At 40.0% G+C, this 22160-nt stretch carries 17 protein-coding genes; all 17 read right to left on the bottom strand.

Annotation, left to right across the window (positions count from 1 at the left end; all coding sequences use genetic code 11):
- Nucleotides 1–135: 135 nt before the first annotated feature.
- The 17 genes from LZD48_RS17875 to LZD48_RS17795 all read right to left on the bottom strand — a co-directional run bounded on the left by LZD48_RS17875 (nucleotide 136) and on the right by LZD48_RS17795 (nucleotide 21449).
- On the bottom strand, nucleotides 136–996 hold the full coding sequence (locus LZD48_RS17875) for a hypothetical protein (protein ID WP_235764049.1): 861 nt from the start codon (nucleotides 994–996) through the stop codon (nucleotides 136–138).
- 121 nt (nucleotides 997–1117) lie between these two features.
- Nucleotides 1118–2080, bottom strand: coding sequence for a helix-turn-helix transcriptional regulator (locus LZD48_RS17870; protein WP_235764048.1), 963 nt, complete (start codon nucleotides 2078–2080; stop codon nucleotides 1118–1120).
- 316 nt (nucleotides 2081–2396) lie between these two features.
- Nucleotides 2397–2948: an HD domain-containing protein gene (locus LZD48_RS17865; protein ID WP_235764047.1), complete on the bottom strand. Its 552-nt coding sequence runs from the start codon at nucleotides 2946–2948 to the stop codon at nucleotides 2397–2399.
- Nucleotides 2949–4070: 1122 nt separating this feature from the next.
- Nucleotides 4071–5438 (bottom strand): 23S rRNA (uracil(1939)-C(5))-methyltransferase RlmD, encoded by a 1368-nt coding sequence (rlmD, locus tag LZD48_RS17860; protein ID WP_235764046.1) that lies wholly within the window; start codon nucleotides 5436–5438, stop codon nucleotides 4071–4073.
- A gap of 1 nt (nucleotide 5439) precedes the next feature.
- The gene (locus tag LZD48_RS17855) at nucleotides 5440–6363 is read right to left on the bottom strand and encodes a diacylglycerol kinase (RefSeq protein ID WP_235764045.1); all 924 of its coding nucleotides are present in this window, start codon (nucleotides 6361–6363) and stop codon (nucleotides 5440–5442) included.
- Nucleotides 6364–6786: 423 nt separating this feature from the next.
- On the bottom strand, nucleotides 6787–8217 hold the full coding sequence (gatB, locus tag LZD48_RS17850) for an Asp-tRNA(Asn)/Glu-tRNA(Gln) amidotransferase subunit GatB (RefSeq protein WP_235764044.1): 1431 nt from the start codon (nucleotides 8215–8217) through the stop codon (nucleotides 6787–6789).
- Complete coding sequence (gene gatA, locus LZD48_RS17845; protein WP_235764043.1) at nucleotides 8214–9680, bottom strand: Asp-tRNA(Asn)/Glu-tRNA(Gln) amidotransferase subunit GatA; 1467 nt, start codon at nucleotides 9678–9680, stop codon at nucleotides 8214–8216. Before gatA ends, gatB begins: the two co-directional genes overlap by 4 nt.
- A gap of 25 nt (nucleotides 9681–9705) precedes the next feature.
- Nucleotides 9706–10005, bottom strand: a complete 300-nt coding sequence (gene gatC, locus LZD48_RS17840) for an Asp-tRNA(Asn)/Glu-tRNA(Gln) amidotransferase subunit GatC (protein ID WP_235764042.1) — start codon at nucleotides 10003–10005, stop codon at nucleotides 9706–9708.
- Nucleotides 10006–10248: 243 nt separating this feature from the next.
- A complete protein-coding gene (locus LZD48_RS17835) occupies nucleotides 10249–10386 on the bottom strand; it encodes a hypothetical protein (RefSeq protein ID WP_235764041.1) in 138 nt (45 codons plus the stop codon).
- A gap of 14 nt (nucleotides 10387–10400) precedes the next feature.
- Nucleotides 10401–11669 (bottom strand): helix-turn-helix domain-containing protein, encoded by a 1269-nt coding sequence (locus tag LZD48_RS17830; protein WP_235764040.1) that lies wholly within the window; start codon nucleotides 11667–11669, stop codon nucleotides 10401–10403.
- Between the two features lie 207 nt (nucleotides 11670–11876).
- Nucleotides 11877–13424, bottom strand: coding sequence for an L-glutamate gamma-semialdehyde dehydrogenase (gene pruA, locus LZD48_RS17825; protein WP_235764039.1), 1548 nt, complete (start codon nucleotides 13422–13424; stop codon nucleotides 11877–11879).
- A 380-nt stretch (nucleotides 13425–13804) separates the two neighbouring features.
- The gene (locus LZD48_RS17820; RefSeq protein WP_235764038.1) at nucleotides 13805–14935 is read right to left on the bottom strand and encodes a CamS family sex pheromone protein; all 1131 of its coding nucleotides are present in this window, start codon (nucleotides 14933–14935) and stop codon (nucleotides 13805–13807) included.
- Nucleotides 14936–14952: 17 nt separating this feature from the next.
- Nucleotides 14953–16956 carry an NAD-dependent DNA ligase LigA gene (gene ligA / locus LZD48_RS17815; RefSeq protein ID WP_235764037.1) on the bottom strand — a complete coding sequence of 668 codons (2004 nt, stop codon included), beginning with the start codon at nucleotides 16954–16956 and terminating at the stop codon, nucleotides 14953–14955.
- A gap of 14 nt (nucleotides 16957–16970) precedes the next feature.
- A complete protein-coding gene (gene pcrA, locus LZD48_RS17810) occupies nucleotides 16971–19187 on the bottom strand; it encodes a DNA helicase PcrA (protein WP_235764036.1) in 2217 nt (738 codons plus the stop codon).
- A gap of 12 nt (nucleotides 19188–19199) precedes the next feature.
- Nucleotides 19200–19901, bottom strand: a complete 702-nt coding sequence (gene pcrB / locus LZD48_RS17805) for a heptaprenylglyceryl phosphate synthase (RefSeq protein ID WP_255771136.1) — start codon at nucleotides 19899–19901, stop codon at nucleotides 19200–19202.
- A gap of 147 nt (nucleotides 19902–20048) precedes the next feature.
- Nucleotides 20049–20348, bottom strand: coding sequence for a YerC/YecD family TrpR-related protein (locus tag LZD48_RS17800; protein WP_235764035.1), 300 nt, complete (start codon nucleotides 20346–20348; stop codon nucleotides 20049–20051).
- Nucleotides 20349–20396: 48 nt separating this feature from the next.
- A complete protein-coding gene (locus LZD48_RS17795; RefSeq protein ID WP_310739869.1) occupies nucleotides 20397–21449 on the bottom strand; it encodes a DUF3048 domain-containing protein in 1053 nt (350 codons plus the stop codon).
- Nucleotides 21450–22160 lie beyond the last annotated feature (711 nt).

The following is a 22160-nucleotide window of genomic DNA, read 5'->3' as shown; positions in this document are numbered from 1 at the left end:
CTCTATAGCATTCAGTACAATGAAACACCCTGAATTCACAGATTCATGAAGAATTCAGGGCTTTTTATATATCCTTCTATTTTATGTATGATTCTAGTAATACTAGCAAGGAGAAATGATCCCCTTCAATTTCAATTAACGTTCTTCAGTTGTGAAAGCTTCTTTCAGCTCTTCTGCTAATGCTGTAGATTTTGGTGTTCCTGAATAATGGCTTATATTTACGATCCTGAACTCCTTATCCAAGCCACTTCTTCTCAAGAAATCATTAACAATATTTTGCTTTGGATTTTTCCCCATGACTATTAACGTGTGCGTTTTACCACCTAATAGGTCTAGCTCATTCTTTAGGATTTCACCGAATAATTTACAGAAGTTGTTATAGAACTCTTCTCCTTGAGTTTTGTCGTAATTTAATTTATCTATTGCTTTATTCATTGCTTTTTTAATATCAGGTCCATAACTCGTTGGGAATCCTTTTATAAAGTCTGTCATATAAGTTCCACTCACTGCCTGATTATAGAACTCTTTATCGTCTTCATTTTGCATCAGAGCATTTTTATATTTTATTGGACTTGGAATCGGTTGACGTCTTTCACCTGACTTAATACTGCGTACTTGAAACATTTCAAAGTGCTCTAATGTTTCAGTACCTTCGGCCGCTTTTAAGTCGATGCCCTTTGCTCCAGCATTCACACCTAACAAGACAAACCCTGATCTTAATGTGGCGCCTTCAGCTTGTAGCTTATCCCAATCTTGTAACACCTCTATATTTGCTGCGGCCTCCTCATGAGCTTTCTTTTTCGTTTGGTCGATCCAATAGGCAAAGCTACTATAGTTAGCAAAGCTACCGCCTTCTTCTGGCTCTAAGGATAATACCTTTTGAAAGGGAATTGCCTTGATTTCACTTTTTGTTAAGTATTTTCTTGCAATCGTTGCGAAGTTTAATCCAGTTTCTTTTAATGCTTGATATTGTTCTTTTGTAATTATGTTGTTCATATTATGATCCCCTTTTATATATATTTTTACTTTCATACATCATTTATTCTTAATCGTCTTAACTACCTTACATTATTCACTATACATAAAGTTATGTGTCAAATAACTCCCATAAGAGATATTATTCATATTTTTTCAAGATATCTTTAAGTCCTTGCTTCAATTTTCCTCTTAAACTAAGAGGTTCTACAATTTCTACTAAATGACCATATTGTAATGCCCAGTAATAAGTTGCATTTTCATTTGCTCTCACACGTATCATTATTTCATTTTCGTCCTTTTCACTGATTGTATAATCCGTTCCATACCAATCGATGAAAATACCGATATGTTCTTTCTTCATTTTTATTTTTATTGGCACACTTTCACCGCTAAACATATAGATATGTTCATTCATATATTTAGCTAAATCAAAGTTTTGCCTTTCTCCAATAATGTTTCTTAGTGGATTGATAGGCTTTACTAATATTTCTACTTCTGATATTCTATCTATTCGCCTGCTCTCTAATCGATCTCCTCTCCCCGCATAACAGATGACATAATATCTAGAATTAGAGTTGACGATATAATACGGATGAATGATTTCTGTGCGAACATTTTCTAATTCTGCATGTTCATTAAATCGGCATACCGTAATTTTAATCTGTTTCCTCTTTTCAATTGCTTCGTCGATCTCGTCTAATACAGGATACAGATTCTCGTTACTTGTTCTACTAAGGCTTTGTACATAATGTATATTGCGATTCTTATTTTTTAAACTTACAGGGGATAGAGATTTTAATTTTTCTATGATGGCTTTTGCTTCTTCTGCTCGTATGTATGGGGCAAATAATATACTATCGATGAGGATTCTTAATTCATCATCCTTGAATTTATTCTTCTTGTAAATTCCTCGCTCTCCCTCAATATATCCACAATATCTCAGGGAAGCAATACGTTTACCAAGGGTTTTTCTCGTTACTTCTATATTATAATTTCTTTCTAATAGATTTAATATATCTTGTTGATAGATCTTTTTGTCCTCATTAGCATATTCAGACAATATTTCCAATATATATAGTACTAACAAATCTTTATCATACATATTCTGTAATACTCCCTTCTACTTATAGTTTTGTGGACGACTTAATGAATTTCATAATACGTATTCAATGCATCACCATCACCATATGTAGTTGAGTTGGTTCGTTCCCAACTACATATAGTGATGGGAAAGCCGACTTTGGTAATTATGAAATTCATTCGACTATATAATCATAAGACATTTAAGAAGATATATCTAGGTTTTATTACCTGGTCGATTAGTAGTGAATACTTTAAATCCAGTGGCAATATAGATAGACATACTACTAAAGTAGGATCCTTCCAGTGGGGTGTTGTTACTGTGAAGCTTCACAAGTTTATCTAATTTCAAAAACTTTTTTAATGAGGTCTTTATATTCTCTATATTCTTTTGTGCCTCTAACTTGATATAATGATTCTGCAATGGATTTGTAATACCAATGTTGTAATTCTCTCCCGGCATTAAATTTTTCCCAAAGTTTTTCATTTTCAATTTCATAGTCTTTGAATATAGATCTCATATTTGACAATTTATCAGCAAGTGTAGCAATTTCAATGTCTTTTGATTTATTTGTCTTTAAGCGGTTTAGTGTATTTTGTTTTCTATCCATCCATTTTTTAGACTTATCTTCACTCTGACTTCGAACTAAATTTGCAATGTTTTCATTAAATACTTCTTTAAGTGTTTCATAAGATACATAGGCATCCTCTATCGTGTCATGTAGTATTGAAGCGGACACTACATCACTATCAACTCTATCATTTTCGTTCGTCAAATTTGCTGCAATTGTTCCTGCCTCAAGACAGTGCAATATATATGGGATGTCTGTTCCCTTTCTCGTTTGATTCACGTGACAAGCTGTAGCAAACTGAATTGCTCGATTGATCATATACCCATCTCCTTTTTAATTTGAAGTCAGTTTATTGAAATCTGACTACATATTATAGACTACCACATTCTATGGGTAACTTTATACACATAATATTTTTTCTTTCTTGTTGTACAAGGAGAAATTGCTCATAAGTTACTTATAATTAATTAATCAATTCTATATTCTAATAGCAACATACAAGATAGCTCTATTTTAGTAGAATAAAAAACCTTCCCTCACTTGGTTTGTTAGACTATTTAATTGTTCCGTGCTGTTTGAGTTGACTCGACAATATACCCCTTGTCGTTTCTCACTTTAAATAGTTCTTGGTGGAATGAAATGGACTTTTCTATTTTCAGATATCTTCTTATCCTCCAGGAATCATATTGTAAATAATACATTTAGACTAATTATAATAGATGCACTTTCGCAATGTTAATTAGTCTAAATCTAACATGATTTCCTCCATCTATCTATCTTGTCAATTCCCCTACTGAAAATCTATTCTATCAAGTCAACCCATATTTTAGGCATTTAAACCCCAACAGCAAAAGGGGTTCCACCCGTTTACTTACTTAAATAACCGTTGGAGAAACCCTGTAAACTTTATTCTATCAATACTTCAACTCTTCTTATTCATCTTACTGTACAACCATAATAACCCCCTGCTTTTTTCCGCCCCTCCAACCCGCATTCCACCGTTTGAGTTATAATATAGTTTTGCTACGGAACCCCTATTTTCACACTTTCTCGGTTCAAAAATGACCGTTTTTCGGGCCTTTTTCGGCTGTTTTTCATGGTTTTTGGAGAGTTATAATATAGTTTTGGGAATGGATTGAAGAAAAACAATGGACATAAGAGATGAAGAACAAAGAGGAATTATTGGATAAGTATTGATTTGTTATTGAATTAGTATTGAATCGGATATTGGACAAAGCTAGTAATATCAATGGGTTAGGAACATAACTGTATTGAAAAGTTATTGGAAAAAGACATGAAAAAAACTCGGGCTCCTTATGAGGAAAACCCGAGTAATTATTGGATTTGATATTGAAAAAGCAAATGTTTATTCTTACAGAATTGGTGGTGAAGTTAGCAAGAGTTTATTATGACGAGCAAATGTATTTTTTAATTAGACACTTACCTAGACATCAATGCTACGCACTCCACATGCGGCGTATTCGGAAACATATCAACCGGCTGCACTTCAATTGTACGATACCCACCATCTTCTAATATTCGAAGATCTCGCGCTAATGTCGAAGGATTACAAGATACATACACAATCCGCTTCGGTTCCATTTCGATCATAGCTTCAAGAAACTCCGGTGCACAGCCTTTTCGTGGCGGATCCACAACAATCACATCTGGATCTAAACCTTCACGTTTCCATTCCGGCATAACCTTCTCTGCTTGTCCAACGACAAATTCTACGTTATCCATGTCGTTTAGTTTTGCGTTTGCTTTTGCATCCTGAATTGCTTCCGGAACAACTTCCACTCCATATACTTTCTTTGCCTTTTGTGCTAAGAATAATGAAATCGTACCGATACCACAATATGCATCAATCACGACATCATTCTCATCGATCTTGGCATATTCCAAAGCTTTATCATAAAGTACTTTAGTTTGTACAGGATTCACTTGATAAAATGATTTTGCTGAAATGGCAAACGTCAGGTCGCCAATTTTATCATGGATATATTCTTCTCCCCATAACACTTTCGTTTTCTTACCAAGAATAAGGTTCGTGCGTTGCTCGTTAATATTTTGCACGATGGATTTGATATTGGGAAATTTCTCCGTCAGTTCCTGAATCAACATTTCTTTACCCGGAAGTTTATTTGATTTGGTGACTAAAACAAGCATTATTTCTCTTGTTGCATAACCGGTCCGGAGCATGATATGGCGCAAGACTCCGCGATGGTTTTCCTCGTCATATGCTTCGATCCCAATCCGGTTTGCGATATTTTTCACTTCCGGAAGAATCTCATTAATTTCCTCGGCCTGGCTGCTGCACGTATCTAAATCTTCAACGATCCGATGACTTCGCTTTTGATAATAACCGGTAATAAGTTTTCCGTCTTTTTCTCCAACCGGAATTTGCACTTTGTTTCGGTAATGAAATGGGTTGTCCATCCCGATGATTGGATGAACCAGCACATGTTCCAGATGTCCAATCTTCTTCATGACATTCTGTACTTGATTCTGCTTCATTTGCAGTTGGAGGTTATAGCTCATATGTTGCAACTGGCAACCACCACAATGCACATGACAAGTAGGATCAACCCTTTCTTCACTTGTACTCTTCAGCTCAATCAATTTACCGAACCCGAAATTTTTATTCACTTTGATTACTTTCACGACTGCTTCTTCTCCAGGTAGACCATTCGGGACAAATAATGGATAGCCCCCTACCTTCCCAACACCATTTCCTTCATGTGTCAGGTCTTCAAAAGTTAATGTTACGTATTCATTTTTCTTTACAGGAGCTTGTGATTTTGCCATGTTAATCTTCCTTTAAACCTTCAATTTGTTGGTGGATAAATATTTCGGGGACGATGATTTCAATATGCTTGTTCAAATTGACAAATTCACCTGGCAGCAGACCGCCATATTCTCCATCAATATTCAACTGCATTTTCTCTGATGGAGTGACTTTAATCCGTTTTGATTTCGCATAAATGATATTATCGTTATTCAAATGCGCGCCCCTGAGTGCAAGGCTTGCGATATGAATGAACTCCGCTAAATTCACTTTCTTTAAAATAAGCATATCGAAATAGCCATCATCAAGTTTCGCGTCTGGTGCAAGCTTTTCAAAGCCTCCAACCGAGTTCGAATTGGATATTAGAAATAACATAATATCTTCATCGAGAACATTACCATCATACTCGATTCTTGCCCTTGCCGGTTTCAAGGACGGGAGCATCTCAATTCCTTTAATATAATAAGCAAGCTGGCCGAGGACGGTTTTCAACTTGATTGGAACATCATAGGTGAGCTCGGTTAACCGGCCGCCACCTGCGATATTGATGAAATATTGGTCATTCACTTTACCGATATCAAGATCTATTGTCTCGTCAGCAACAATTATTTCAAGTGCTTTTTTAATATCCCGCGGGATATTCAACGCCCTTGCAAAGTCATTCGTCGTACCCGCTGGAATGATGCCGAGCTTTGGACGGTATGATTGTTCTGCAATCCCATTGATAACTTCATTAATCGTCCCGTCACCTCCTGCTGCAATAAGGAGATCATATTCTCGCTCGACCGCACGCCTCGCTTCTTCCATCGCATCGTTCTCGCCTGTCGTCGCATGGGCAGATGTTTCATAGCCCGCGATTTCCAATGTTTCTAGGATGAGTGGCAATTCTTTCTTAACTGCCTCCTTCCCTGAAGTTGGATTATATATCACACGCGCTCTTTTCATTCGTATTCCTCCCTGTTTAGCATAAGGGCCACTGTCATTGTAAACTCTATTCTCCATCATAATCCTTTTTACTGAAATTTAAAAGTAGGAGCTTATATCCAGTAAATTTAAGCCTTGCATTTTTATAAAAGCCAAGTTCTAAATCAGTTATTCCTTTTTTGTCTAATAGAATACTTCTATTAGACAGTTTTACGGAACTAGTTCATTTTTTGTCCGCTAGAGTGCTCCTATGAGACAAGTTCACACGATCAGCTAAATTGTTGTCCGATAGAGACTCTCTACTAGACAGGTTTCACAGTGTCGGCTATTCTTTTATCTAATAACCCACTTTCACCAAGTATAATAGCCAGAACAACATGTAATATTTTTTATACAGAGAAAAAGGGAACCCTGTTGTTACAAGGTTCCCCGTTTATGTTCATCTTAACGTTTCTCTAATTCTTCTTTCAATATCTTGTTCACCATCGGCGGGTTCGCTTGACCTTTCGTCGCTTTCATCGTCTGACCAACGAGGAATCCGAGTGCACGGTCTTTCCCGTTCTTGAAGTCGATGATGGACTGTTCATTCTCATCAAGCACTCCATTGATAATTTCTTGCAGCTTCACAGGGTCTGAGAGTTGGACGAGACCTTTGTCTTGAACAACCTTCTCTGGGTCACCGCCTTTTTCCACAATCTCTGCAAATACTTTCTTCGCGATTTTAGAGGAAATCGTTCCATCCTCAATCAGCTTGATTAATGTTGCAAGAGATGTCGGTGTGATGGCAAGATCATGAAGCTCCTTCAAATGCTTGTTCATATAAGCGGAGACTTCACCCATGAGCCAGTTGGAAGCTTGTTTGATGTCTGCGCCTTCTGCTATTGCTGCTTCAAAGAAATCAGCCATTTCCTTTGAGCTTGTAAGTACGCCAGCATCATACGCGGAAAGTTCAAGTTCTTTTACGTAACGTTCTCTCCGTGCATCTGGAAGCTCAGGGATTTCACGCTTGATTCGCTCCATCCATGCGTCATCAACATATAAACTGACAAGGTCCGGTTCTGGGAAGTAACGATAATCGTCTGCTGCTTCTTTCACACGCATCAGAATCGTTTCTTTTGTCTTTTCGTCATAACGGCGGGTTTCTTGTTCAATTACACCACCGGAAAGCAATACCTTCTCTTGGCGTTTCTCTTCAAATTCAAGTCCTTTTTGAACAAATGAAAAGGAGTTCAAGTTTTTCAGTTCAGCCTTTGTTCCGAACTTCTCTTGACCGATTGGGCGTAAGGAAATGTTCGCATCGCAACGTAAGGAACCTTCCTCCATCTTCACATCCGAAACACCTGTGTACTGGATGATATTCTTTAATTTCTCCAGGTAAGCATATGCTTCTTCCGGTGTACGTATATCAGGCTCAGAGACAATTTCAATTAACGGGGTACCTGCACGGTTGAAGTCGACATAAGAATAGCCGTCATCTCCGTGGGTTAATTTACCAGCATCCTCTTCCATATGGATACGGGTAATTCCAATGCGTTTCTTTTTCCCGTCGACTTCGATTTCAATCCAGCCATTCCGGCCAATTGGATTTTCGTCCTGAGTGATCTGATAAGCTTTCGGGTTATCTGGATAGAAATAGTTTTTACGGTCAAATGTCATGTTTGTTGTGATTTCACAATTCAGGGCCATTGCCGCCTTCATCGCGAAATTCACCGCTTCTTCATTCAGTACAGGAAGTGTTCCCGGATAAGCCAAGTCAATCGGGTTTACGTTCACGTTTGGCTGATTTCCGAAAGCATTGACACTTGGGCTGAAGATTTTAGATTTTGTTTTTAATTCAACGTGTACTTCTAAACCAATAATCGTTTCAAAATTCATTTAGCCGCACCTCCAATGTCGGGGCGTTGTTTATGAAAGTCTGTCGCTTGCTCGAATGCATGAGCAACTCGGTAAACATTCACTTCATCAAAATGTTTACCGATGATTTGCAGTCCAATCGGTAATCCTTCACTTGAGACTCCGCACGGAACAGAAATTGCCGGAACACCTGCAAGGTTTACAGGGATGGTTAAAATATCATTTGCATAAATTGTCAGCGGATCATTTATTTCTTCGCCCAATTTGAAGGCAGTTGTTGGTGCAGTCGGTCCGAGGATTACATCATATTCTTCAAAAATTTTCTCGAAATCATTTTTGATTAACGTACGCACCTTTTGTGCTTTCTTATAGTAAGCATCGTAATAGCCGGAGCTAAGTGCAAACGTACCGAGCATAATTCGGCGTTTTACTTCTTCACCAAAACCTTCACTTCTAGAACGCTTGTACATATCAATCATGTCTTCTACATTTTCTGCACGCACACCATATCGGACACCGTCAAAGCGAGCAAGACTTGCGGACGCTTCTGCTGATGCGAGTATATAGTAAGTGGATAATGCGTATTTCGAATGTGGTAAGGATACCTCTTCACAAGTCGCTCCGAGGGATTCGTACTTTTCAACGGCTGCTTTAACAGCATCTTTAACTTCCTGCGTGACACCCTCACCAAGATATTCTTTTGGCACAGCGATTTTAAGACCCTTAACATCGTTCGTTAAAGCATCCGTAAATTCAGGTACTTCAAGATTTGCACTTGTCGAGTCTTTCTCATCATGTCCGGCAATTACTTCCAGTACCCGGGCATTGTCCTCAACTGTACGAGTAATCGGGCCAATTTGATCCAAGGAAGAAGCAAAAGCAACCAAACCAAAACGAGAAACACGGCCATACGTCGGTTTCATTCCTACAACGCCACAAAATGCTGCAGGTTGGCGAATGGATCCACCCGTATCAGATCCTAAAGCAAACATGACTTCACCTGCCGCTACCGCAGCTGCTGAGCCACCACTGGATCCTCCAGGAACGCGGTCCGTATCCCATGGATTTTTCGTCTTTTTGTATGCGGAGTACTCTGTGCCAGAGCCCATCGCGAACTCATCCATGTTTAATTTACCGATCGTAATTGTTTTTTGTTCTTTTAACTTTTCAACAACTTCCGCATCATAGAGCGGGTCATTGAAATTATCTAATATCTTGCTTCCACTTGTTGTGCGTAAACCTTTTGTAACAATATTATCTTTTAGTCCGATTGGAAGACCGAAAAGGCTCTTCTCCTCCGAACTCTCGTCCAATTCTTTTGCCTGTTTCATGGCATTCTCTTCATCCAGCGTAATAAAGGCCTGGATTTCATCATCTACTTCCTTGATCCGATCAAAGGAAGCTTTCACTAAATCTTGGACCGAAATCTCTTTATTATGTAGCTTCTCTTCAAGTTCCTTAATCGAGTGGTCAAATAATGACATGGGATTTCCTCCTTAATTTAAACGATTACTCAGAAAGAATAGATGGTACGCGGAATTGACCGTCTTTATGATCAGGAGCATTCTTCAGCGCTTCCTCTTGGGTAATCCAATCCGTTCTTGGTTCATCTTTCCTCATCACGTTTTCTAAATGAATCACATGGGTTGTTGGCTCAACATTTGTCGTATCTAGTTCTGTGAGCTGCTCGGCATGTTTAATGATCGACTGTAACTCCTCCGCAAGCTTTTCTGCTTCCTCATCTGTAATATGAAGCCTTGCCAAATCAGCAACATGCATGACGCGTTCTTTTGAAATATTGTCTGCCATCACTTGAACCTCCATTATCAAATTAACTCATTTATTACATTTTATTATTATATCACTAATGATGATAGCAGAGAAGTCTAACCACACGCAAGTTATCATAGAAATGTGGAGTCCCTGCGTACTAGAACTAACCAATCACTCGTTCGGTTGTTTTAGACAAAAAAATCCTGAAATGAATAATCTCATTTCAGGTAGACTGTTTTTCATTATTAGGGATAATAAAAAATGATGAAAGTACTAGTATTAATATTCGCCTATATTATTGAAGATTGGTGGATGTCGCTCCCCCCATGTTAAATCATCTGCATCTGTATTTACTGCAAGGAAGACACCAGAAACGAGAACAGCAGCTAAAGCAAGGCTTGAGAATAGCTTCTTCATTGTACATCCCTCCTTTAAATGTTGGATAACTCTTTATATGAAGCATTAGCGAGTTTATAATATTTCGTCGCATCCTTATATTTATGGATGCTTTCGTAATGCTTGGCAAGCATTGTTGCAAAGATAATCGTATTAGCATAATCCTTCCGCTTTTTCAGAAAGGGGATGAATTTATCTTTGACTAGATTCACAAATTTCGTTGCCTCATCATTAATCGAGTAATGGTATGTGCGAATCACATAATGATAAAATTCATATGCTCTGTTTTTCGGATGCTTTTTCAATAATTCCAGAGCTTCGCCAATCATTTCATTCGCTTTCCCGAGTTCTTCCATTTCATAATAAACCTTAATCAGTTCTGTCATAGCAGCGACTTTATCTTGAACATTGATTACGTTATCGTCTACTATTTCTAAATAATATTTGATTGCTTCCTTATTCTTACCTTGGGTTGCATATAAATAGCCAAGATTTTGATTTGTAAGTTGAATGAGTTCCTGATTACTGTTTAGACCGGCAAGATGTTTAGCCAGATTATAATTTTCAATCGCTTTATCATACATTTTGATGCGGCGATAGGATATTCCTAACACAATATGACTTTGAGCACACCGCATGAAATGATACTTTTTCATGAATGTGTCAAGTGCCTTGTTTGCATATTCAATCGCTTCTAATGTATGCCTTAACTTGCTGTATGTAATGGAAATCGTATAATGCAAATCCGCAATTTCATCATCTGTCACTTCGAGTTTCCGCGTTAATTCCTCGGCTTTTAAATATTTATCAAGCGCAATACCTGTTTCACCAGTTTGCGAATTATAATTCCCACGAAATTTAAACCAATAATACAGCTCTCTAGTTTCGAACGAAGTAGACATCTTATTTAGTTTATTAATCTGATCAAGCGCTGACTTGTTCTTTCCTAAGAGGAGATGATAACGAATCTTATGGATTTCAAATAATACCATATTATCTGATAAATTTGTATCCATTAGTTCCTGCAGTTCTCCGTATGCTTCCGTAATTTCATCTTGTTGTTGGTTAAAGAATAGCATGCTAAACCATTTTTCACATTTTTCCTCAATAACATCATCCATTGTTTGACCGAGTTCTATTCCAAGTCGGTTGCATAGGAGCTGAATAATATGCGGGCTTGCTTCTGTCTTTAAATTCTCGATTTTTGACAGGTATGATACGGAAACAATTCCTTCTGCAAGCTCACCCAAGGTCATTTTTTGTTTTGTACGTTGCATTTTAATGAATGAGCCGATATCTATCATAAGTTCCCCCTGCACCTCTGCTAAAATACTATCTCTTCTCATCTTTGATATATTTATAGTATAGCATAATTTCAAAAAATTCATATTGGGAAAATTACTGTCTCTAAGTAGTGATTATCGAGGGTGGAATTTTCCTATTTTCCTCCAAAAAGAAAAAACGCCATTAAAATTACTTTTCAAGCAATTAAAATGGCATTTTTCATAGATTTATAGCATTTCTGACGTTGTCTTCCCTTGCATGTGCTGAATGAGGTAATCTGGACCGCCTGCTTTGGAATCGGTTCCGGACATATTGAATCCTCCGAATGGCTGGTAACCGACAATTGCTGCGGTACAGCCACGGTTGAAGTAGAGGTTTCCAACATGGAAATCTTCACGGGCTTGCTCCAGGTGTTCCCGATTATTTGTTATGACCGCTCCAGTTAATCCGTATTCCGTATTGTTCGCAATCTCAATTGCCTCATCAAAATCTTTCGCTTTCGTTAATGCAACAACAGGGCCGAAGATTTCTTCTTGCATGATGCGCGCTTTCGGACCAACATCGGCAAATACAGTCGGTTTAATAAACCAGCCCTTACTATCGTCCCCTTCTCCGCCAGCAACAAGTTTTCCTTCTTCTTTCCCAATTTCGATATATCCCATAATCTTATCATAAGCTGCCTGATCAATAACCGGTCCCATAAAATGACGATTGTCTGATGGGTCCCCATGCGTCAGCTCATTCGTGAGCTCAATCACCCGATCCTTCACTTGTTCATATACATCTTCATGAATGACAGCACGTGAGCATGCAGAACATTTTTGACCGGAGAAGCCAAAGGCAGATTGAACGATTGATTCTGCAGCAAGTTCTAAATCTGCTTCATTATCTACTACAATCGTATCTTTTCCACCCATTTCGATAATCGTACGCTTGAGCCAGATTTGCCCCTTTTGGACAACAGCCGCACGTTCAAAGATACGTGTACCAACTTCACGGGAACCAGTAAAGCTAACAAAACGGGTACGTGGATGTTCTACAAGATGGTCGCCCACTTCGCTTCCCGGTCCTGGAATATAGTTGACAACACCCTTAGGCATACCTGCTTCTTCTAAAACTTCCATCAGTTTATAAGCGATAATCGGTGTTGCACTTGCTGGTTTAAGTAAAACAGTATTTCCAGTTACCATAGCTGCTGTTGTCGTTCCTGCCATAATGGCGAATAAGAAATTCCAAGGCGAAATGACAAGACCTACTCCCAGAGGTATATAGTGGAACTGATTATGCTCGATTGGACGGCTGTTTACTTTTGCACCATCTTTTATTTTAAGCATTTGACGGCCATAATACTCAAGGAAATCAATCGCTTCTGCTGTATCCGCATCCGCTTCTTTCCACGGTTTTCCGCCCTCTTTAACGAGGTGGGCAGTGAATTCAAACTTACGGCGTCGTATAATTGCTGCTGCACGGAATAGAATGCCAGCGCGGAAGTTCGGATCCGACTTTCTCCACGTTTTAAACGTTTCATCAGCAACTTCCATCGCTTGATCCGCGAGTTTTTTATTCGATTTCGAAACAAAGCCTAACACTTCATCTTTATTTGCAGGGTTTACGACTTTAATTTTATCTTCTGTTATGATGCGTTCTCCACCAATAATAAGTGGGTATTCTTTACCGAAATCTGCTTCGATTTGCTTCAAAGCAGCTTCCATCTTCTCGCGGTTTTCCTCTAAAGTAAAATCTGTGAAAGGTTCGTGTTTGTATGGTACTACCATGTAAAAAACCTCCTCCGTGATTTTGTTACAATACAATATTGCATTCTACTTTACTCCCAACTATTATTGTAACGAAATTCATGAAAGCGTTCAAATAAAAACGCTTTCATTTAACTGCAATAGACTCGATCCTAGGACATAACTTCATGGTATGATTATAAATCCGAACAAATGAAGAAAGAGTATCAACCACCGCTCCGGGAATATACTTCGCGCATCCTTTGGCGGCTGGTGAGCCTCCTTGGGATTCCGCCCTCCGGGGTCTCACCGATGCCTTTCCTCCTGCTGGAGTCTTCGTATATTCCCGGAGCTAGTAAGCAGTTCTGTTCGGATTTAACTCATATTAGAATAGATATGTCTCAGCTTCAAGTCTAGTTATGTTAATGATAGATATGAATCGTCGGTTGCTCTTCTTTAGCGTTACGGTAAATAAGACTTTCCACATTGTTGCTCGAAGTGACATTGATCTCCAAATCGTAATAATTCGGGAAGATGTCTTGGACGCGGTCATAGGCATATTGGGTGAAACCAATTACTTCTGCTTTTCCGTAAAACTCGATTGGAACTTCAATCGTTAACCTTTGGAGTTCTCCATCAACATAAAAACCACTGCCAATTGCTCCGACATAATTTGGAAAGAACTCAGCTATTTTATTTCCAAAGTTATTGAAATTCTCATAGTCTGTTATATATTCACTACGCGCTTTATTAGATGGAAATAAAATATATTCTTCATCGATATCTTCCCAATTACCAATCGTGTTATCACCACTTGGTACAAGCGTTTTTGTTACATAGTTTCCAGGTACAGGAGAGTTTTGCGCTTCTTCCCGGTAAAGTGAGATTAGAATTGGCACATCAGGAACATCTTCCGATTCCCGCAGTCGTTCAACAACTGTTTCTGCAATTTCATAACCTTTTGCAAGCATTTCATTCATCGAAACATCATAATAAAAATAATCTCCGCCTTGTTCGAGTTGATAACGATAGACGGATTTCAGGGCGATTCCGATCGAAATCCCTGCCACTTGCACGGTGTTATCGTCCTCTTCACCACTTCGCAATAAATAATTTTGTTCTAAAATATGTGAGAAAATACGTGGGTTATTTTCATTCGTTTCCTTATCCCAGTCTGTCAAATTTTCCGGCCGATCCGGGTTAAGCTCATCTATCCAACTAATAACGGTCGACTCATCCAAATACCGTCCTTCTTGAAAATAATAATCTTCCGGATCAAACACATCGACGGAGTGGCGTCTCAACCCCTCCTCCATCTCATCGATATCAACGCGGTTTGCCACTTGATTCGTAATGATACCACGTGCTTCACTCGTCCGATAAGGGAGGATCATGCGATAAGTCTCTTCCCCTAAGCGGCTTCCTGGAACGATGGACGTTTCAACCTCTGTGTCTTCCTCATTCTGCAATACTTCATCTTCATCATCCAGTGACGGTGCACAGCTTGTAAGCACAAGGAGGGCACATAATAATAGAACCGTTAGCTTTTTCATTATTCTTCACTCCTTGCCTAATCATCTAACGCTTCCAGTAGCTGTTCTTCGTTCCAGATTGGTATTCCGAGCTCTTGTGCCCGGTCATATTTCGAACCTGCCGCTTCACCTGCTACGACAAGACCTGTTTTCTTGCTCACACTGCCGGTTACTTTTCCGCCAAGTGCTTCTATTTTTGCTTTCGCATCATTTCTGCTTAATTGTTCCAGTTTCCCAGTAAGGACGACTGTAATATCCATGAATGGACTAGTCATTGCCTCACTTACCTTTTTTGGTCCAGTGTACTCCATATTCACACCGAGTTCCTGTAATTCCTGGAGCATTTCGTTCACTTTATCCTCAGAAAAATATTGTTCGATGGAATCAGCCATTTTTTCTCCAATTTCATCAACCGCAACAAGTTCTTCGTACGTTGCTTGTTGCAATCGTTCCATCGTTTCAAACTCTTGGGATAGAATCTGCGCAGCCTTTTCACCGATAAAACGGATGCCGAGACCAAATAGTAATTTCTCCAACGAATTCTCTTTAGATGCCTCAATTGCATGCAGTAAGTTCGATACTGATTTTTCTCCCATACGTTCGAGTTCTAGCAGTTCTTCCCTCTCTAAACGGTAAAGATCTGGAATAGTGTGTACTAACCCTTCATTAAACAGCTGCATGACAAGCTTCTCTCCAAGCCCGTCAATATTCATCGCATTACGTGAGACGAAATGAATCATTCCTTCTATCAATTGCGCCGGACAGTTGGGATTAATACAGCGAAGGGCTACTTCTTCTTCCAAGCGAACGAGCTCTGTATCACATGCAGGACAGTGAGACGGCATCGTAAATTCTACTTCCTCGCCTGTCCGCTCTTCCTTTACTGATCGAACGACTTTCGGAATGATATCTCCCGCTTTTTTAACAACGACAGTATCTCCTATCCGAATATCTTGTTCGCGAATAAGATCCTCATTATGTAAGGATGCGCGACCTACCGTCGAACCGGCAATTCGAACGGCTTCCAAGATTCCTGTCGGGGTAACAACTCCTGTTCGTCCAACACTTAATTCAATATCAAGCAGCTTCGTCATGACTTCTTCTGCTGGGAACTTATAGGCAATCGACCATCTTGGACTCTTTGCTGTGTAGCCAAGCTCTTCTTGTTGATTTAAATCATCAACTTTTATGACGATCCCGTCAATTTCATATGGCAGATCCGGACGTTTTTCCGTCCAGTAATGAACGAATTCCATTACTTCTTCAATTGTTTCGTATTTCCTCCATTCCGGATTCGTTTTGAAGCCGAGTTCCTTTAGACGATTCAATCTCGCGCTGTGGGTTGGAAGCGTATTATCTTCCCAAACACCGACAGCATATAGAAAAACATCTAAATTCCTGCTCGCAGCGATTTTCGGATCCAATTGGCGTAAAGAACCTGCTGCTGCGTTACGCGGATTCGCAAATAACTCCTGCTCCTTCTCTTCCCTTGCTTTGTTCAATCTTTCAAATGAAGGTTTTGGCATAAAGACTTCCCCGCGTACTTCAAGTGTTTCCTTTTCTTTAATCGTAAGTGGAATACTTCTTACGGTACGCAGGTTAACCGTAATATCTTCGCCGACCGTCCCGTCTCCACGGGTTGCACCACGGACAAATTTACCGTCCTCATACGTTAAGGAAACAGCCAGTCCATCAATTTTCAGTTCACAAATATAAGAGAAGTTTTCGCCAAGGGCATTCGTTACCCGTCTTGCAAAATCCCTGAGTTCTTCTTCATTGAAAGCATTGGAAAGACTTAGCATTGGCACTTGATGGCGGACCTTTTCAAAGCCTTCGATTGGTGCGCCCCCGATCCGCTGTGTAGGCGAGTCAGGTGTGATGAATTCAGGGAACTTCCCTTCTAATTCTTCGAGCTCTCTTAACTTCGCGTCGTACTCTGCATCAGGCACTGTTGGCTTGTCGAGTACGTAATATTCATAACCATATTGATTTAGCACTTCTTTTAATGCATCAATCTGTTCTTTTGCTAGTTGTTTATCCACTAGTAAAAGCACCTCTATTCTTTCGTTATCGGAGCAAATTGGGCAAGCAGGCGTTTAATGCCTGTCGGTGCCGGGAAAGCGACATCTAGCTCCACTTTATCCCCTTCACCCTGAACACGGACAACCGTACCCGTGCCCCATTTCTTATGATTCGCTTTATCCCCTGCTTTCCATTCTTCATCTGCTGCAGTGGATGTTTGAACCATGCGCCGTGCTTTTCGTTTCGGTGGCGATGTTTCTTCTGTCCGCCTATCAAAGGAGCTTCCGAACATGCTTTTCTTCGCCTGTTCCATCCCTTCAAGCAGTTCTTCCGGGATTTCTTGGATAAAGCGGCTGATCGGATTCATATTCGTCCGACCGTACAATGTGCGCATTTTGGCGCTCGTTAAATAGAGCACTTTTTCCGCACGAGTAATTCCCACATACGCAAGCCTGCGCTCTTCTTCCATCTCTTCTTCATCAAACATGGAGCGGCTGTGCGGGAAGACATTCTCTTCCATACCAATTAAAAATACAACGGGGAATTCAAGTCCTTTTGCCGCATGGAGCGTCATTAGTGTAACTTTCTGTTCAGTCTCCTCTTCCTCATCTATCCGGTCGATATCTGCAATTAATGCGAGATCCGTGAGAAAAGCAACAAGGGTTTTATCTTCTTCTGCACTCTTTTCAAACTCTTGTGTTACCGTCTTGAATTCCTCCAAGTTCTCAAGTCTGCTTTGGGCTTCAAGCGATTGTTCCCTTTTCAGCATTTCCTCATAACCGGTACGTTGCAATACTTGCTCCACCATATCTGTTGCAGTTAAGAAATCCTGTTGCTGGGCAAAGCTTTGTATTAACTCGCCGAACTCTGCTAAGGATTGGGCGGCCCTTTTTGATACACCGGTAAAGTCTACGTCTTTTACCGCTTCAAAAAAGGAAATATCATGAATCGCCGCATATGCTCTCAGCCTCTCGACCGTAGTTGCACCAATTCCACGCTTTGGTTCATTCACAATTCTCTCAAAACTTATATCATCATCAAGATTCGTTATAAGACGTAAGTAAGCAAGCATATCTTTAATCTCTTTCCGGTCATAGAATCTTGTCCCACCAACCATCTGGTAAGATATGTTCGACTTCATAAGTGTATCCTCTACTGCCCGTGATTGGGCGTTCGTCCGGTAAAGGATCGCAATCTCATCCGGTCCGTATCCGTCTTTTATCAATCCACGAATCTCATCCGTTATAAATAATGCTTCATCTTGTTCTGTTGTTCCCTCGTAATAGGTGATTTTGCTGCCATCATCATTTTCCGTCCAGAGGTTTTTCGGTTTTCTGCCGGAGTTATTTTCAATCACATTATTGGCAGCCTGCAAGATGAATTTCGTCGAGCGATAATTCTGCTCAAGAAGAATCGTTCTTGCGCTCGGATAATCCTCTTCGAAAGTTAATATATTCCCAATATCCGCCCCGCGCCAACGATAAATCGATTGATCGGAATCTCCGACAACACAGAGATTCTGATAACGGTTCGCAAGCTGTTTCACGAGGAAGTATTGGGCATGGTTCGTATCCTGATACTCATCGACATGAATATACTGGAATCTGCGCTGATAATATTCAAGAACTTCCGGTACTCGTTTAAACAGAATAATCGTTTGCATGATCAAATCATCGAAATCAAGGGACTGGTTTTTTCGTAGCATCGTCTGGTAGCCGGAATAAACTCTTGCCACTTGCCGTTCAAAAAAGTTCCCGGCCTTCTGTTCAAATTCTGCATCTGTTATGAGTTCGTTTTTCGCCGAGCTGATTTGACCGAGCATGGCCCGCGGGTCATACTGTTTCGGGTCAAGGTCAATATTTTTAAGTACTTGCTTTACAACCGAGAGCTGATCGGCACTGTCTAAGATTGTGAAATTCCGGTTGTAGCCAATCCGGTCAATATCCCTTCTTAAAATCCGCACACACATCGAGTGGAAGGTCGATACCCACATAAACTCTGCCTCTGGTCCAACGAGACGCATGACACGCTCACGCATTTCTCTTGCAGCTTTATTCGTAAACGTAATCGCAAGCACATTTCGTGGGGCGACTCCTTTTTCTTCTAATAGATAAGCAATCCGGTGAGTAAGCACACGGGTCTTCCCACTTCCCGCTCCAGCCATAATGAGCAGAGGGCCGTCCGTATGCTTCACTGCTTCCTGTTGTTCCTTATTAAGTCCTGTCAATAATTCATTCGTTGTCCGGCTCATTTTACCACCGCCTTATTTATTCTTCACTGCATCCACAGTCTGTAATGCTTCGTTTATATTCGTATAAATGCTGTTGCCGACAATTACAACATCTGCATGTTGTTTCATCTCCGCCGCTTGCTCTTTGGTTTCAATTCCTCCACCATAAAAAAGCAGCGTATCATCCAGTATAGCACTTACTTTTTCAACAAGCTCCGTTTCTCCATATTTCCCGCTGTACTCGACATAAAATATCGGGAAATGGAATACATGCTCCGCCATATAAGCGTATGCTTGCACGTCCTCTGTATCAGGCATAAAACAATTCGTGTATGTAAATGCTTTGGCTTCTTCATTTAAAATACAGTAGCCTTCAAAGAATACCTCACTGAATTGCATCAGATCACTATATTCCTTTATCGCTTGATGCTGTACATCCATCATATATTTCTTTTCCTTGGAATTCAGGACCATTGGAATGAAATAATAATCAAATCCGGGAGTTAGTGCTTCTTCTTCCGAAACTTCAAGAATACAAGGTATCTGGTGATTTATTTTTATTCGTTCTAATAAATCGAGCACCCCGTCCAATGTAATGTTATCCGTCCCACCAATAATAACAGCATCTGTTCCAGATTCACAAACCGCATCCAAATCTTCATCAGATATTTGCTTCGCAGGATCTAATTTAAAGATATGCTTCCATTGTTTTAACACATTAGATTGATTCGTCAACCGTTCCATCCTCCATTATGTTCTTCCATTGATTTATTATAACAAAAAACAAGCTGGGAATTGAGGATTTTATTGTGGATTTTGAAAGGATTAATCATAGAGGTAATAAAGACAGCAGAAGATGCTTCTCCCCTGCTGTCTTTTTTATTAGCTTTCCTGTTCTTTCAGGCGATCGACGACTAGTTTATAGCCATCACTGCCAAAGTTTATGCATCGGCGTACTCTTGATATGGTTGCGGTCGAAGCGTTTGTGTCCGTTTCAATCGAGCTATACGTGGAACCTTCCAAGAGCATTTTTGCTACTTGCAATCGTTGGGCGAAAGACTGAATTTCCGACATTGTAGCTAAATCATCGAAGAACTGATAACATTCTTCACGATTCTTTAATGATAACATGGCATCAAATAATTGATCCAATTGTTCTCCTCTTAATTTATCAATTTGCAATGAAAACCCTCCTGATTCTCGTTAGGGCAGACTTGCTCCAATCTATGCTTAATTGGATATCGTTACGGTTTGTTCCATACTCGGATCATTCGGCACGACATTAATCCATGTCTTGCCCGGCATGAAACCAGCCGGCTGCCCGTCTTTCATTGGAACAAGTCTACCATCATCGTTCTGCCACTCTACTTCTTGAACTTTACCATTTTGGATGAGATAGGCATCTCCTCCAGACTCAAAGTCAATATTCCTTCTACCTGCATCATCAACCACTTCATGGAACGTTTCAATAATGAACACGTTCGCGACTTCAACAGATGCTCCCGTGTTCAAGTCCACTGTTTCCTCTTCATTACTGTATCTTTTATATGTTCCCTTGCTCTCATCAAATACATATTGCACCGTTTCAAATGGATTTTCACTATAAACAATTTCCACTTGTTCAGCTGCTTCCCCTTCGATTGCCGCAGTTTCTTCATCACTTAAAAATGGTAATGGTTCGTATTCAACTGTCATTTCATAGCCCTTACCTTCAGCCGTCTCGTTGATGGCATCCGTTAATAAATAAGAGTTATGGGGGGCTTTTCGGGAATCGTCCCGTGTAAATAACTGGCCATCATTATCATAAGTCGAACCATTTAAGAAAGGGATTCCCTGATCAATAATCATTTGATCGATAAAATCTGCTGCCCCGTGGTATACGTAAAGGGATCCGTAGCGGTTTGCCAAGTCAAAATAATATTCCCGTGCACTGCGCACCGGCCCGATTGTTTCCGGTATTTCACTTTGGAAAAGCGCAAGTAATCTTGTAATCTTTGCTTCAGCCAAAATTTCAAATACGATATCCGCCTCGGCTAGTCCCGATTGCGGCCGTGCTTGTCTATGGTTATTCACCATCACACCGATTATGCGGTTATCAACTGGGGCATCTATATAAAGCCCGGTTAGAGGATATTGATTCTCCCCATTTCCTTGTTCAATGCTGCCCTTTTCGCCTCTGTCTGTCCCTTTTTCATCATGGTTCGAAGCACTTCCATCGTCCTTTGAGCAGGCGACTAATAGAATTCCAATGATTACGGTAATAAATATTAATTTTCTCATCATCCCACAACTTTCTATTCACGTATTTTGGTAAATTCAACCTCATTATACGCGTTAGGGAATATGCTCGCCACCTCTTCTTGTACTTGTAATCATCTATACTTTATCATACTTTATCACTTTAACACTGTAAAGCTTAACGTTTTCCCTTTGATAAGGGTATAAAGGTTTAGAGCCTTGGCAAGTTGTTCTACCGTTTGAAGAGTGATTAACTACTGAATGATGGGTGAACGTATTATTCGGGAATAAAAGATCCATTAACTGCTGATTGGACGAATAGCCGGGTGGTTCGGGTGTTTAGAAGAGCTATAAACGACCAAGTGGACCGAGTAGCGAGGTCGTTCAAGTGTTTAGAAAGGGTATAAGCGGCCGAGTGGATCAAATAGCGGGGTGACTCAGGCGTTTACAGAAGCTATTAACTACCGAATGAATCGAACAGCGAGGCGGTCAAACCTTTACATGAGTTATAACCGACCGAATGACAGAGTAGCGAAGTTGTTTGGGTACTTAGGGGATTTATAAACGAATAAATAATATAGGAGCGCGATCATCATAAAAAAACTGGAACAGGGGGAGCACATATCACAGTGAACTGCGCCCTGTCAAGTGGACAGTAAAAAAATAAAAATCTATGCCGCAGCCTGGTACCGATATTCTAACGGTGTTAGGCTGTTTAATTTCGTTTGGTATCGTTCTTCATTATAAAATTCCATA

It is taken from the genome of Oceanobacillus alkalisoli (assembly GCF_021556485.1).
Lineage (GTDB): Bacteria > Bacillota > Bacilli > Bacillales > Amphibacillaceae > Oceanobacillus > Oceanobacillus alkalisoli.
This window is presented reverse-complemented; position numbering and strand designations above follow the sequence as displayed.

Coding starts and splice junctions, on each gene's coding strand:
- pcrA (WP_235764036.1), bottom strand. CDS start 19,187: ATGAGCCGGACAACGAATGAATTATTGACAGGACTTAATAAGGAACAA.
- gatA (WP_235764043.1), bottom strand. CDS start 9,680: ATGTCATTATTTGACCACTCGATTAAGGAACTTGAAGAGAAGCTACAT.
- LZD48_RS17870 (WP_235764048.1), bottom strand. CDS start 2,080: ATGTATGATAAAGATTTGTTAGTACTATATATATTGGAAATATTGTCT.
- LZD48_RS17865 (WP_235764047.1), bottom strand. CDS start 2,948: ATGATCAATCGAGCAATTCAGTTTGCTACAGCTTGTCACGTGAATCAA.
- LZD48_RS17835 (WP_235764041.1), bottom strand. CDS start 10,386: ATGAAGAAGCTATTCTCAAGCCTTGCTTTAGCTGCTGTTCTCGTTTCT.
- LZD48_RS17855 (WP_235764045.1), bottom strand. CDS start 6,363: ATGAAAAGAGCGCGTGTGATATATAATCCAACTTCAGGGAAGGAGGCA.
- LZD48_RS17795 (WP_310739869.1), bottom strand. CDS start 21,449: ATGATGAGAAAATTAATATTTATTACCGTAATCATTGGAATTCTATTA.
- rlmD (WP_235764046.1), bottom strand. CDS start 5,438: ATGGCAAAATCACAAGCTCCTGTAAAGAAAAATGAATACGTAACATTA.
- pruA (WP_235764039.1), bottom strand. CDS start 13,424: ATGGTAGTACCATACAAACACGAACCTTTCACAGATTTTACTTTAGAG.
- LZD48_RS17830 (WP_235764040.1), bottom strand. CDS start 11,669: ATGATAGATATCGGCTCATTCATTAAAATGCAACGTACAAAACAAAAA.
- gatB (WP_235764044.1), bottom strand. CDS start 8,217: ATGAATTTTGAAACGATTATTGGTTTAGAAGTACACGTTGAATTAAAA.
- LZD48_RS17875 (WP_235764049.1), bottom strand. CDS start 996: ATGAACAACATAATTACAAAAGAACAATATCAAGCATTAAAAGAAACT.
- gatC (WP_235764042.1), bottom strand. CDS start 10,005: ATGGCAGACAATATTTCAAAAGAACGCGTCATGCATGTTGCTGATTTG.
- LZD48_RS17820 (WP_235764038.1), bottom strand. CDS start 14,935: ATGAAAAAGCTAACGGTTCTATTATTATGTGCCCTCCTTGTGCTTACA.